Genomic DNA, 12042 nt, shown 5'->3' on the forward strand with positions numbered 1-12042 from the left:
TGGATCCACGGACCCGAGCGTCCGTGGGCTCCCAACGCGCCGGTCGCGGAAGCGTTGCCGTGACGGCATCGTGACGGGACCGGTGCGCCCGCCGCCGCGAACAAGGGTCGGCGGGCGCTGGGGAACGCGGGGACACTGGCGCCGCCTCTACGAGATACAATGGCGGGCCCCGGTTCTGGTCCGCGAAACTCGAGCGGATGAGGGCGAAGCTACGGGGTCTTGGTAAGCGAAGGATGAACGAAACCGCTCGAAGGCTGCGACATTCGCGCCCCGCTCCGCGCGCGCCACTTGTCCGTTCCCCCTTTATTCTCACGTCGCCCCAGCCCATATTCGCGCCATGCCCAAGACCCCGCGCCGCTCGCCGATCCTCGACTATTCCGACGCCTCGGAGAGCCTCAACGGCCCTGCCGGCATGGCGGAGGCGCCCCAGGCCGAGCTCACCGGCTCGCCGCTTGTCGGCCCCCTGTCGGGCTGGGCCGACCAGATCGCGCAAGGGTTGGAGGAGGAGGCCGAGCGCAAGGCCGCCGAGAAGCCCGCCAAGGCGAAGAAGCCCTCCTCCCCGGCCAAGCCGCCCCGGCAGACGAAGACCGCGCGCGGCACCTCGGTCGGCATCGCCACCGACCCCAAGGCGCGCGCCGCCGCCGGCCTCAACCCCGTGGCCGGCATGGACGTGAGCCTGGAGGACGCCGCTGCCCTACCCGCTGGCGGCGTCACCGCCACGGTCCAGGCGCTGCAGGACCTCATCGCGTCCGGCAACCCGCTGTTCAAGGACGGCGAGCTTTGGATCCCGCACCGCCCCGTGCGCCCGGCGAAGTCCGAGGGCGGCCATGCCTTCCGCATCGCGTCGGACTACGAGCCCAAGGGCGACCAGCCGACCGCGATCAAGGAGCTCGTGTCGGGCATCACCGACTCGAGCGAGCAGACGCAGGTGCTGCTCGGCGTCACCGGCTCGGGCAAGACCTTCACGGTCGCCAACGTCATCGAGCGCACGCAGCGCCCCGCGCTGATCCTCGCGCCCAACAAGACGCTGGCGGCCCAGCTCTACGGCGAGTTCAAGAGCTTCTTCCCCGACAACGCGGTGGAGTACTTCGTTTCCTACTACGACTACTACCAGCCGGAAGCCTACGTCCCGCGCTCCGACACGTTCATCGAGAAGGAATCCTCGATCAACGAGCAGATCGACCGCATGCGCCACGCCGCGACCCGCGCGCTCTTGGAGCGCGACGACGTCATCATCGTGGCCTCGGTGTCCTGCATCTACGGCATCGGCTCGGTCGAGACCTACACCGCGATGACCTTCCAGATGAGCGTCGGCGACCGGCTCGACCAGCGCCAGTTGCTCGCCGACCTCGTCGCCCAGCAGTACAAGCGCCGCGACATGGACTTCACGCGCGGTAGTTTCCGCGTGCGGGGCGACACGATCGAGATCTTCCCCGCCCACTTGGAGGACCGCGCCTGGCGCATCTCGCTGTTCGGCGACGAGATCGAGGCGATCCACGAGTTCGACCCGCTGACGGGCTCCAAGACCGACGACCTCAAGTCGGTGAAGATCTACGCCAACTCGCACTACGTCACGCCCCGCCCGACGCTGCAGCAGGCGGTGAAGAGCATCAAGGAGGAGCTGCGCCACCGCCTCGTCGAGCTCAACAAGGCCGGGCGCCTGCTGGAGGCCCAGCGGCTGGAGCAGCGCGTCACCTTCGACGTCGAGATGATCGAGGCGACGGGCTCGTGCAACGGCATCGAGAACTACTCGCGCTACCTCACCGGCCGCCAGCCCGGCCACCCGCCGCCGACGCTGTTCGAGTACCTGCCCGACAACGCGCTGGTCTTCATCGACGAGAGCCACGTCACGATCCCGCAGATCGGCGCGATGTACCGGGGCGACTTCCGCCGCAAGGCGACGCTCGCCGAATACGGCTTCCGCCTCCCCTCCTGCATGGACAACCGGCCGCTTCGCTTCGAGGAGTGGAACGCGATGCGCCCGCCGACCGTCGCCGTGTCCGCGACGCCCGGCTCGTGGGAGATGGAGCAGGCGGGCGGCGTCTTCGCCGAGCAGGTCATCCGCCCGACCGGCCTCACCGATCCCCCGATCGACATCCGCCCCGCGCGCTCCCAGGTCGACGACCTCCTGGGCGAGATCAGGGAAGTCGCCGCCAAGGGCTACCGCGTGCTTTGCACCGTGCTCACCAAGCGCATGGCCGAGGACCTGACGGAGTATCTGCACGAGCAGGGCATCCGCGTGCGCTACATGCACTCCGACATCGACACGCTGGAGCGCATCGAGATCATCCGCGACCTGCGCCTCGGCACGTTCGACGTGCTGGTCGGCATCAACCTCCTGCGCGAGGGCCTCGACATTCCCGAATGCGGCCTCGTCGCCATCCTCGACGCCGACAAGGAAGGGTTCCTCCGCTCCGAGACCTCGCTGATCCAGACCATCGGCCGCGCCGCGCGCAACGTCGACGGCCGCGTCATCCTCTATGCCGACAACGTCACGGGCTCTATGGAGCGCGCCATCGCCGAGACCAACCGGAGGCGCGACAAGCAGGAAGCCTACAACACGGAGCACGGCATCACGCCGGCCTCGGTCAAGGCCAAGATCGCCGACATTCTCGACAGCTACTACGAGAAGGACCACGTGCGCGTGGAGACCGGGGCGCACGCCGCCTCGGGCGCCATGGTCGGCAACAACCTCAAGAGCCACCTGGAGCATCTGGAGAAGGAGATGCGGGGCGCCGCCGCCGATCTCGACTTCGAGCGCGCCGCGCGCCTGCGCGACGAGATCAAGCGCCTCCAGGCGACCGAGCTCGCGATCGCCGACGACCCGCTCGCCCGCGAGCCCGCGATGTTCGGCGACGACGGCGGCGGCAAGCGCCGCGGCAAGGGCGGCAGCAACCGCGAGAACCCGCGCTTCGGCCCGAACGGCGAGCCGCTGGCCGCCCGTCTCCAGGCGCCCGACCATTCCGGCGTCAAGGCGCTGGGCCGGGGCGTGGCGCCCAGCGACGAAGCGATCCAGAGCTACTTCAGCAAGCCCACCCTCGACGACATGGGCCCCGGCACGGACACGGCCACACCCAACCGCCCGCTGTTCCGCAAGAACACGCTGGACGAGATGACGGTGGGCCGCACCGAGAAGCCCAAGGGTGGCCCCGCCCCCCAACGCCCCGACGACGCGCGGCCGATCCGCCGCGAGCGCATCGGCGTGGGCAGCTACGAGGACCCGATGGACGAAAAGAAGCGCAAGCGCCGGCCGGGGAAGACGGGGCGGCCGGGGCGGTGATCCTATCGCAATTGCTACATAGACAATTTTCGAACGAACTCGGCCAGCGCTCTAAGGTTTTCTTTTGTTTCTTTTGAAAGAGGGATATCAGCACCAGAGACGAGTCGCTCCTGAAATATACTTAACACCTTTTGCTTATTGATTTTTCCGTCTTTCTCGTTCTGGAGGCCTAATTCCATAATATCTTTCTCGTCTAATAAGTCCTCGATAACTTTCCAGCTCGGATTAATTTCTGAAAGCGTTAAAATTTCATCATCCGAAAGGTAGAATTCTTTTTGATACCTCTTCTTTTCTCTTTTCCCGGCATCGTCGCCATCTAATAAAATTTTTACTGGAAGACCCCACCCCCTATTTAGCGCGATCAACGCACCGAGCGTTCCAGCACCCACTGCCGGAAATGCTACGACCGTCTTTTTTATTATTCGTTCGGCGGCATAGCGCAATACATAATAGTCAGATTTTCCTTCTAGTATTATGCCAGATTGCTTCACATCGAACTTTGAGGGAAATATTTGTATCTTATCCAAAATAGGCTGGAAATAACTTATTTTAGACGGATTTTCGTGGACGAATTTTCGATATGGAATAGCTTGTACATCGATTGATTGATCATCCAGCACACTGAGATCTATTACGCTATCACCAGGCTCGTTTGAGCTGTTTTTAACAATATAAGCCTGCTCTAGCCACTTCGGCTCAATCATGTAATGACTATGAGTTGAATAAATTAATATATGCGGGTCCTTCGCTATTTCAGGAAAGCTTTCGATCAGTTTTTGTTGAGCGGCGGAGTGCAAATTGGAAGCAGGCTCGTCGAACAAAAAGATTGTAGCCGCACCATGCTGTCTTGCCACCCGGAATTGCGTGAACAGCAAAAAGGCGAAGAACCAGCGGAACCCAAGCGATCTACTTTCAACATTGTATCGATTGCCGCCCTCCTTTATTCTAAACTGAACATATGCATCATGAAGTATAGCGGGTGCTTCAACGCCTTTTTTGTCGATCCGAGCCGGCCCTTCGTCAATATCCCACGGTATTATCACCTCTTTTCCGCTTGCATCTTCCCCAAAAATATCGTTCCATTGCTTGAATATATTTGTTGTTACAGTTTGCGCAGCTCGATCAATTACCTGATCAATCTTTTCTCCTTCTCCAGACGCATTGAATTTGCGATGGAAAGAAGGCCATTCGATCTGAAAATCCGATTTGTGAATGCGACTCACAATGTGATCAGTTATTTTGTGACCGCGATGATCATAATCTAGTATGTCTTGAAATACTTTACGATAAAATAGGCTTTTACCATCATCTCTTCCCGACAGGTATATTTTATCCGGAAAGTCGAAAACAAAGGTTAGAAAGTACGCGATCCTCGGCATGAGCGACTCAATCGCATCGTAGGCAAACTTGAGGTCATTGCCGGATACCTCGAAAAATTTCCGCTGCCCGGTTTTCCGAAGTTTCGTACCGATACTTGCCCTTCTAAAATTCCCCTTGTGGTCACCATTCTGATATTTGTGAAACTTAGTATATGAGAATACTTCCTCACCCTCCTTGTCGAAGCTGATACTGTTCCCAGTAGTGTCGCGGGCAGTTTTGCAAATCGCAATTTTGTCTTCGCTTGTGATCCGTATAGTCGCCGATACACTAATATCCCCGGTGAAGTCAGCAACGGCATATCGAGGGACTAGGTCCTGCACAGCCCCCGATCCTGATAGATCGCTTCCCACGATTATTTTAGTATCACTATCTGGCGCGAAGCTATGTATAGCTTCTAGTATCGTAGTTTTACCGCTTTCGTTTAGTCCAACTAACGTATGTACTCGAGCATGATTACTTTCCGACAGACCAATATAGGCATCTTTAATACCCTTGAAATTCTGAATTCTAAACCCAATGTAATTCATCGTAACAACCCTTAAATTATAAAATCATCGGCAAATTTAGGAACACGTATCATTCTAGTTAGTAATATTTGTAGACTCGAAGCCAATCCACCACCTCCCAAAACACCCGCACATACCCCTCATCCGCCAGCTTCGAGTGCTCGCGCTCGTCCGTGACGTGCTGCACCAACAGGTCCCCGTTCCTCGCCGCCTCCACCGCGTCGCGGTAGCGCTGCTCCAGGCTCACGAAGGCGGTGGGGTCGTCCTTGGCGTGGAGCGTGACGGTCGGCAGGACGATGCGGCCCGTCAGCTCCGAGTCGTAGCGCAGGCGCCGCGCGCCCTCCGGGTCGGCGCGAAAGCGCTGGACGCCCCGGTTCAGCGCCTCGTCGTCGGAGGTCCCGGTGTAGCGCACGCCCTCGTTGGTGAAGGGGTTCCGCCCGTCCAGCCGTTTGTTCACGATGTCGCTGAACGTGTTGGTGGCGAACAGGAGGTGCGAGACCAGCGTGCGCTGCGGCACGCCCGAGGCCGCGAGGATGTCGTGGAGCCGCCCCGCCTCGGCCTCGGTGCGCTCGTCCGGCCGCTTCGACAGGCCGGTGCATTCCTCCACCCGCGCCTCGAGGTCCCCGCGCTTCATGGCGGGCGCGCCCTCGGGCAAGCCGCGCCAGAGCTCGTACTGCGTCTCGTCCGGGCGCGGATGGTTGTTGCAGTAATACTGGTAGATGGCGCGCAGCCCCGCGCGGAACTCGTAGGGCTCCGGCCCGCCCGCCAGCACGCCGCTCGTCAGCACCCGCCGTCGAAGCGCTTCCGTCCGTCGCCCCGGATCGCATAGAGCTCGTGCGTCTTGGCCGCGACATTGCCGCCCCAGCTCTGCCCGTGGAGGATCGTGAGCCGAGCTTCGCCCAGCACCTCCGGCGCGATCTCGCTGAGAGCCACCATGTCCTCGGCCGCCATGCGCACGCCGAACCCCTCGCGCCGGTAGTTCGTGGCGGCCCAGGCATAGCCCTCGCGCACCAGAACCGAGAAGCGCGAGAGGTCCTCGTCGGGATCGTCGAAGCGCGGCGGCGACAGGCGCGGGCCGCCATGGGCGTGGAGGATGGTGACGCCGTTCCAGTTGGCCGGCTTGGCGAACAGCAGCCACGCGCCGCGCGCGTCCTGCGCCCGGTGGCACACGGCGTCGGTCGGCACGCCCTCGGGGCAGTCCACCCGCTCGGCGGCGCGCGCGTTCGCGGGAAGACTTGAGAGCCCGAGCATCACGAGCGCCAGTCCACTCCATCCCCGTCGCCGCATCGCCCCGTCTCCCCTCATGCCCTTGCGGATCTGAGCCTAGAGGCAAGCGACGGGGGCTGGAAAGGGGAAAAGCGCAAGCGGGACGTGTGCGGGTGAAGACGCCGATTTATCCCCGCGCGGCCGCGCGCCCCTATGCTTCGACCCGTCGCCGGCCTCCGGGGGACGCGAATGATCACCGGGATCGTTCGGGGGTCGGCGAGCGGCTCCGGCAGAGGGTCCCCGTCCGGAGGGGACGCTTTCGCCGGGCGCCACGAGATCTTGGGCCGGTCCGCCGATCGAAAGGCGGGCCGCGGAGCAACCGGCGGAACCTCGGGACTCCCCTGTAGGGGGTGGACGGATGACCGGGCACGCCGCACCAACCTGGGGAGAGCCCCCGGGGGAGGGCACGAGATCGCCGCCGAGCTGGCTTCCGGCGGAGCGGGCGCAGCAGTCGCGGGGGGATGCCGGGGGTCGGCCCGGCCTTTTCCTTTGACCACATCGCATGTCCGCGCGGAGGCTCGTCCTCCGGCATCCCCCCGAGTTCCTCGGGAGACAAGTTCGAGTGCAGGTCCCGGCGGGGGTGTGAATCCCGCCGGCCACCTCCAGCCCTCCCCTCCCCGGCGCGGCTTCGGCTGCGCCGGGGGCGAAGGCGTGTCCGGCTAGTACTGCGGCAGGGAGTTGGTGGAGCGCGTCGCGCGCTCCTTCCACTCGTCGTTCGGCGTGATCGGCTTGTTGATCTGGCTGAGGCAGCCGGAGAGCAGCGCCCCTGCCACCACCACGAGCGCGAGCCGCGCGATCATTCCGCCTCCTGGCCCGGCACGATGCCGCCGGAGGGCGTCGAACCCGCGATCGAGGGCGTGCGCCCGTCGACCAGCGGCACGCTGCTCGCCGCGCCCACCGACGAGCCCGCGCCGAACAGCCAGGGCAGGCCGTCGTTCTCGGTCAGAAGCACGATGCGCCCGTCGGGCAGGCGCACGCGGCGCGTCACGTATTCGCGCTCGCGCGCGGTCAGGATCGTGCCGGCCTCGTTCGGCGCATAGGGCTGGGCGGCGGCCGGCAGGGCCGGCAGCGCGCAGGCGCCGGCCAGGAGAAGAAGAAGGGGAACGCGCATCGTCGGGACTCCGAATGGTTTGCCGCAAAACGAGGGGCCCGCGCGGGCGGTTCCGGCCAAACAGAAGGCCCCGCCGTCGCCGGCGGGGCCTTGGGACATGCGACGGGTCGGGTCGCGTCAGTAGGTGCGGTTGTTGTGGCGCGTGTTGCGGATCGCGCGGTTGGCGCGGTTCTGCATGCGCTCGATGCGCGCGGCCGAGCGCGGGTCGATGCGGCCGTTATTGTAGTAGCGCGCCCGGCGCTCAGTGCGCTCGATGCGGCGCTGCTGGCGGATCAGGCGCTGCGCCTCGCGGGGCGTCAGGTCGCCACGGCGGATGCCGCGCTCGATGCGCTCCTGCTGCCGGTACTGGCGCACGTCGGAGCGGTAGGTCTGGGCCATCGACGGCACGGCGGTGGCGACCAGCATGGCGGCGGCGGTGGCGAGAATCGCAAGCTTCATGGGACAACTCCTCCCTGGGGGAACAAGGGCGGCGAGGATCGCTCCCCGCCGCCGGGATCGGTGCTAGGCTCAGTAGTGGCGCATCTCGCGGTGCATGCGGCGCACGGCGCGCTCGTGGCGGCGCTCGTGGCGCTCCATCCGGCGCTCGGCCATCCGGCGCTCCATCATGCGATGGTGCATGCGGCGCTCGGCCATGCGGCGCGCCTCGCGCGGGGTCACGTGGTGGTCGCGCATGGAGCGCTCCACCATGCGGTGGTGGCGCATCTCGGCGCGGGTCTGCGCCTGGGCGAGGCCGGGCGCGAGCGTTCCGGCGAGGATCGCGGCGGCGGTGGCGAGGATGGCGAGCTTCATGACGGGGGGTCCTTCCCGAACGGGATTGGTGAAGGGAGCCTAGAAAGGCTCACCTGAACGCCGACTGAACGGGGAAGGTTCACAGCTTCGTGAAGAATATCCCTCCCCGCTCCCCGCATGGTTACTGCGGCGTCTGCGCCGGCACGATGCCGCGGGACGGCGTCTGTCCGGTGCCGGTCGGCGTCAGGCGCCCGCCGTTGCTCTGGCAGGCGCCGAGCGCCAGCGTCGAGACGGCCAGCGCGGCGAGGATCAGTTGGCGGGACGCGCGCATCAGTTCGCCGGCTCGCCCTGCTGCGAGATCGGGATGCCGACGCCGTTGTTGGTGTCGGGAATGGCGCCGGGAATGCGCGTCAGCGTGTTGCCGGCCGTGCCCGAGGCGTCGGGCGCCATGACGCCGTAGGCGCCGACGCCGTTCTGCAGGCCGCCGGGGCCGCGCGGGCTCGCGTCGCGGTTCGAGGAGGACAGGTCGAGGTTCACGCCCGGCAGGTTGGTGCGGTCCTGCGCCTCGATCGGCGTCGCGCCGCGAACCTGCACGAGGCGCCCGTCCACGGGCATCGGGGCGGAGGACTGCGCGGCCGCCGGCAGGGCGGTGGCGAGCGAGACGGCGGCGATCGCGCAAAGGCGGCGGATCATGGGAGGAGCTCCGGCAAAGGGGTAAGGCGGGGTCTGAAACGCGAGACGGCCCCGAAGGGCCGCCCCGTTCCTTGCATCAATGCGATGCGAGGACTTCCGTTCATTCACTCCGGCGTCTGGCCGGGAACGATGCCGCCCGACGGCGTCGACTGCGAGGCCGCGGCCGCGCTGTTGGGGTCCATGCCCTGCGTCGGCACTTCCGTGCCGCCCGTGGCGCCCATCGTACCCATGTTGCCGCTGGTGCCCATGTTGCCGCCCGTGGTGGAGCTGGTCGACATGGAGTCGGTGCCCATCGCGCCCGTCGTGCCGGGCTGGGCGGTGGTGTCGCCGGTGGTGGCGGCCGCTCCCATCTGGTCCGGGGCGCGCGTGCCGGCAGGCGGGATCGGCGCGGCGGCGGGGCTGCCGGTCGTGCTCTGGGTCGACTGGGCGAGGGCCGGACCGGCCAGGGCGGCGGCTGCGGCGGCGATGATCAGAATGCGCTTCATGAGGTCTGTCTCCCGAAGACGTGTGGTGTCCGCGTCGTGGACGTGTGTCTTGTTAAGGATGACGAACCGACATGGTTCCCGTCGTTCCAGAGCCGGCTCACGACTTGCGGACCGGAACGCGATCGTGTCGCGAAGGTGGCGGAACGGAGCCCTTCGTAAGGTTGCCAGTTGATTTGAAGCGATCAGCAGACATGGCGCGAATGCATCATGACCTTGCGTATGGTCATGTCGACTCCCGTGCCAAGCGAACTTTCGCTTGCAAAGTCAACCATCACCTTGCAGACTGAAGTTGTTCGGGCAATTTCGCGAACTCGGGTAATGGACGAATTGCGTATCGGAGGCGCATCCTCCGGGTGGACCGTTCCAGCGGCCTGCGATGTATCGTTTCCTTTTCCTCGCATCAAGACTTGCCTGCAAGGCCCGCAGGGGCAACACGACCAAATAGGGAAAAGGGTTACGACATGGCACAGACCGGAACGGTGAAGTTCTTCAACACCGAGAAGGGCTTTGGCTTCATCAAGCCGGACAATGGCGGCGCGGACATCTTCGTCCACATCTCGGCGGTGCAGGCCTCGGGCCTGAACGGCCTGGTGGAGAACCAGAAGGTTTCGTTCGAGACCGAGCCGGACAAGCGCGGCAAGGGCCCCAAGGCCGTCAACCTCGAGACGGCGGACTGAGCAGCGCCCCCAAGCGGCGCGACGCTCCGAGCGTCCGACAAGACTAGATTTTCGGAAGGCCCGCGCCCGTTCGCGGGCCTTCTTCGTGTCGGATCCCGGCTCGTCCGACGGAACCCATTCGCGCTCGACAGGGTGTGCCTCGCACGAACCCGGCGCCTCGCAACGTGCCCCCGGTCGTCCGGCGCGGGCCGATCCATCGTGGGCAGCTTAGGGTTCCCCGTCCCAGATCGGGACGAATCCGCCTGGCATGCCGCTTGCAGCCTTCCAAGGTTAACGGAACGTTAACTGGAGTTGCCTGCCATGAGATCGATCGTGCCACTGCTTGCCATCGTCTCGCTCGCCGCCGCGCCGGCCCTCGCGCGCGATCGCTTCCTCGCCGACGGGGGCGGCATCCGGACCGAGCGCGTCGTTGGAACGCCCTTTGGTCCGGCGGTGCTCGAGATGCCGGCGCTCGGCGAAGGCCGCCCGTTCCTGGAAGACGGCGGCGGCATCCGCTTCGCGCCCGAGCTGCCCCGCCTGCCGCAAGGCGGGTCCTATGGCGGCCGGCGCGCATCCGACCACGGCTCGTCGATCACCGAGGTGCCGAACGACCGGCGCGGCGGGGCGTTCGGGCGCAACGTCTCGGTGGTCGTGATCAACGGCAACGGCGTAGCCAACGGTGCTGGCGAGGCACCGGAGCCGAGCGCGCCGGGCTATGGCGGCGCCAAGATCATCCGCGTCGCCACCGCACGCCTCGACCATCGCCCCTACGACGCGTCCGGCCTCGACATCGTGCGCTCGGGTGCGACCAAGATCATCCGCATCGCGCCTCCTGCGGGAAAGCCGATGCGGGAAGAGCCGCGCGACGAGACGCTGGAACTGGAGAACGGCGAGAACCTCGCAACGCTCGCGCCGCGCGAGCCGCCGATGCCGGCCCCCACCAAGCCGCCCCGGAATGAGACAGCGCCCCGAAACGAGGCGGCGCCCGCCGCGCCGGTCGCGCCGCCCGTCCCCGAGCCCCGCCCGGAGCCGCAGAGCGCGGCGGCAGCCGGCTCGTCCGGCTTCGAGCCCTGGACGGCGGATTGGCTGCGCGACTGCGTGAGCCGCTACCCGACCTTCGACGCCTCGCTCGGCACCTATACCGACGAGACGGGCCGCCGCCGCTTCTGCACCGGCGAGCCCTGATCCGCGGCGCGGCGCGTCAAAGCCCCTGGAGGAACGGGTTGGCGCGGCGCTCCTCGCCGATCGTTCCGCCGGGGCCGTGGCCGGGCAGGAAGGCCACGTCGTCGCCGAGCGGCAGGATGCGGTCGCGGATCGTCGCCAGAAGCATCGCGTGATCGCCGAAGGGCAGATCCGTGCGGCCGATCGAGCCCGCGAACAGGACGTCGCCGCCGATCAGGAACCGGGCCGCGCGGTTGAAGAACACGACGTGGCCGGGCGCATGGCCCGGCGCGTGGATCACCTCGAAGCGATGGCCTGCGATCTCCAGCACCGCGCCGTCGTCGAGCCAGCGGTCGGGCACGAGGTTGCGCACGGGACCGGGCAGGCCGAACATGCGCGCCTGATCCTCCAAGCCCGACAGGAGCGACGCGTCGGAGCGCTCGGGGCCGATCACTGTAAGGCCGAGCCGCTCGCGCAACTCGTCCGCGCCGCCCGCATGGTCGATATGGCCGTGTGTGAGCCAGATGGCGCGCGGGCTCAAGCTCAGCCGCCCGATCGCCGCCTCGATCCGGTCGAGGTCGCCGCCCGGATCCACCACCACGCCCTCGCGCGTCGCCTCGTCGAAGACGAGCGAGCAGTTCTGCCCGAAGGGCGTGACCGGGACGACTTCGACGAAAAGCTGGGACATGGGTGCTCGGGGCCTTCGCGAACGAGGGAGAGGTCCCCTCGCCTAGCACAGTCGCAGGCCGGGCGCTTGGCGGGCCCGGCCTGCGAT

The 12042-nt window shown here is 65.7% G+C and carries 14 protein-coding genes; 3 read left to right on the forward strand and 11 right to left on the reverse strand.

Features of this window, described 5'->3' with window-relative positions; all coding sequences use genetic code 11:
• Window positions 1-337 precede the first annotated feature (337 nt).
• Window positions 338-3280, forward strand: coding sequence for an excinuclease ABC subunit UvrB (uvrB, locus tag AUL35_RS06275; RefSeq protein ID WP_062013146.1), 2943 nt, complete (start codon window positions 338-340; stop codon window positions 3278-3280).
• A 14-nt stretch (window positions 3281-3294) separates the two neighbouring features.
• Here uvrB and AUL35_RS21515 read toward each other — a convergent pair whose 3' ends face one another.
• The 10 genes from AUL35_RS21515 to AUL35_RS06310 form a co-directional block, all read right to left on the reverse strand.
• The gene (locus AUL35_RS21515) at window positions 3295-5187 is read right to left on the reverse strand and encodes an ATP-dependent endonuclease (RefSeq protein ID WP_082666164.1); all 1893 of its coding nucleotides are present in this window, start codon (window positions 5185-5187) and stop codon (window positions 3295-3297) included.
• A gap of 58 nt (window positions 5188-5245) precedes the next feature.
• Window positions 5246-5953, reverse strand: a complete 708-nt coding sequence (locus tag AUL35_RS06280; RefSeq protein ID WP_062013149.1) for a hypothetical protein — start codon at window positions 5951-5953, stop codon at window positions 5246-5248.
• The gene (locus AUL35_RS06285; RefSeq protein ID WP_156417869.1) at window positions 5947-6453 is read right to left on the reverse strand and encodes a hypothetical protein; all 507 of its coding nucleotides are present in this window, start codon (window positions 6451-6453) and stop codon (window positions 5947-5949) included. Before AUL35_RS06285 ends, AUL35_RS06280 begins: the two co-directional genes overlap by 7 nt.
• Before the next feature lie 638 nt (window positions 6454-7091).
• Complete coding sequence (locus AUL35_RS22025; RefSeq protein WP_156417870.1) at window positions 7092-7232, reverse strand: hypothetical protein; 141 nt, start codon at window positions 7230-7232, stop codon at window positions 7092-7094.
• On the reverse strand, window positions 7229-7543 hold the full coding sequence (locus tag AUL35_RS06290) for a hypothetical protein (RefSeq protein WP_062013153.1): 315 nt from the start codon (window positions 7541-7543) through the stop codon (window positions 7229-7231). The genes AUL35_RS22025 and AUL35_RS06290 overlap by 4 nt, the downstream gene beginning before the upstream one ends.
• Window positions 7544-7660: 117 nt before the next feature.
• The gene (locus AUL35_RS06295; RefSeq protein WP_062013156.1) at window positions 7661-7981 is read right to left on the reverse strand and encodes a hypothetical protein; all 321 of its coding nucleotides are present in this window, start codon (window positions 7979-7981) and stop codon (window positions 7661-7663) included.
• A gap of 69 nt (window positions 7982-8050) precedes the next feature.
• On the reverse strand, window positions 8051-8332 hold the full coding sequence (locus AUL35_RS06300) for a hypothetical protein (RefSeq protein WP_062013158.1): 282 nt from the start codon (window positions 8330-8332) through the stop codon (window positions 8051-8053).
• A gap of 121 nt (window positions 8333-8453) precedes the next feature.
• Window positions 8454-8603, reverse strand: coding sequence for a hypothetical protein (locus AUL35_RS22030; RefSeq protein WP_156417871.1), 150 nt, complete (start codon window positions 8601-8603; stop codon window positions 8454-8456).
• Window positions 8603-8965, reverse strand: a complete 363-nt coding sequence (locus tag AUL35_RS06305; RefSeq protein WP_062013160.1) for a hypothetical protein — start codon at window positions 8963-8965, stop codon at window positions 8603-8605. The genes AUL35_RS22030 and AUL35_RS06305 overlap by 1 nt, the downstream gene beginning before the upstream one ends.
• A gap of 104 nt (window positions 8966-9069) precedes the next feature.
• Window positions 9070-9450 (reverse strand): hypothetical protein, encoded by a 381-nt coding sequence (locus AUL35_RS06310; RefSeq protein WP_062013162.1) that lies wholly within the window; start codon window positions 9448-9450, stop codon window positions 9070-9072.
• Between the two features lie 461 nt (window positions 9451-9911).
• Here AUL35_RS06310 and AUL35_RS06315 point away from each other — a divergent pair, with 461 nt between their 5' ends.
• Together AUL35_RS06315 and AUL35_RS06320 are read left to right on the forward strand one after the other, a co-directional pair.
• A complete protein-coding gene (locus AUL35_RS06315) occupies window positions 9912-10127 on the forward strand; it encodes a cold-shock protein (protein WP_062013170.1) in 216 nt (71 codons plus the stop codon).
• A gap of 300 nt (window positions 10128-10427) precedes the next feature.
• Window positions 10428-11291 (forward strand): BA14K family protein, encoded by an 864-nt coding sequence (locus AUL35_RS06320; RefSeq protein WP_062013172.1) that lies wholly within the window; start codon window positions 10428-10430, stop codon window positions 11289-11291.
• Between the two features lie 16 nt (window positions 11292-11307).
• Here AUL35_RS06320 and AUL35_RS06325 read toward each other — a convergent pair whose 3' ends face one another.
• The gene (locus AUL35_RS06325; protein WP_062013174.1) at window positions 11308-11955 is read right to left on the reverse strand and encodes an MBL fold metallo-hydrolase; all 648 of its coding nucleotides are present in this window, start codon (window positions 11953-11955) and stop codon (window positions 11308-11310) included.
• Window positions 11956-12042 lie beyond the last annotated feature (87 nt).

This window comes from Aureimonas sp. AU4 (assembly GCF_001463765.1).
Lineage (GTDB): Bacteria > Pseudomonadota > Alphaproteobacteria > Rhizobiales > Rhizobiaceae > Aureimonas.

Bases quoted from the DNA above. Each gene is read 5' to 3' on its own strand.
- uvrB (WP_062013146.1), top strand. From the start codon at position 338: ATGCCCAAGACCCCGCGCCGCTCGCCGATCCTCGACTATTCCGACGCC.
- AUL35_RS21515 (WP_082666164.1), bottom strand. From the start codon at position 5,187: ATGAATTACATTGGGTTTAGAATTCAGAATTTCAAGGGTATTAAAGAT.
- AUL35_RS06285 (WP_156417869.1), bottom strand. From the start codon at position 6,453: ATGCGGCGACGGGGATGGAGTGGACTGGCGCTCGTGATGCTCGGGCTC.
- AUL35_RS22025 (WP_156417870.1), bottom strand. From the start codon at position 7,232: ATGATCGCGCGGCTCGCGCTCGTGGTGGTGGCAGGGGCGCTGCTCTCC.
- AUL35_RS06290 (WP_062013153.1), bottom strand. From the start codon at position 7,543: ATGCGCGTTCCCCTTCTTCTTCTCCTGGCCGGCGCCTGCGCGCTGCCG.
- AUL35_RS06295 (WP_062013156.1), bottom strand. From the start codon at position 7,981: ATGAAGCTTGCGATTCTCGCCACCGCCGCCGCCATGCTGGTCGCCACC.
- AUL35_RS06300 (WP_062013158.1), bottom strand. From the start codon at position 8,332: ATGAAGCTCGCCATCCTCGCCACCGCCGCCGCGATCCTCGCCGGAACG.
- AUL35_RS22030 (WP_156417871.1), bottom strand. From the start codon at position 8,603: ATGCGCGCGTCCCGCCAACTGATCCTCGCCGCGCTGGCCGTCTCGACG.
- AUL35_RS06305 (WP_062013160.1), bottom strand. From the start codon at position 8,965: ATGATCCGCCGCCTTTGCGCGATCGCCGCCGTCTCGCTCGCCACCGCC.
- AUL35_RS06310 (WP_062013162.1), bottom strand. From the start codon at position 9,450: ATGAAGCGCATTCTGATCATCGCCGCCGCAGCCGCCGCCCTGGCCGGT.
- AUL35_RS06315 (WP_062013170.1), top strand. From the start codon at position 9,912: ATGGCACAGACCGGAACGGTGAAGTTCTTCAACACCGAGAAGGGCTTT.
- AUL35_RS06320 (WP_062013172.1), top strand. From the start codon at position 10,428: ATGAGATCGATCGTGCCACTGCTTGCCATCGTCTCGCTCGCCGCCGCG.
- AUL35_RS06325 (WP_062013174.1), bottom strand. From the start codon at position 11,955: ATGTCCCAGCTTTTCGTCGAAGTCGTCCCGGTCACGCCCTTCGGGCAG.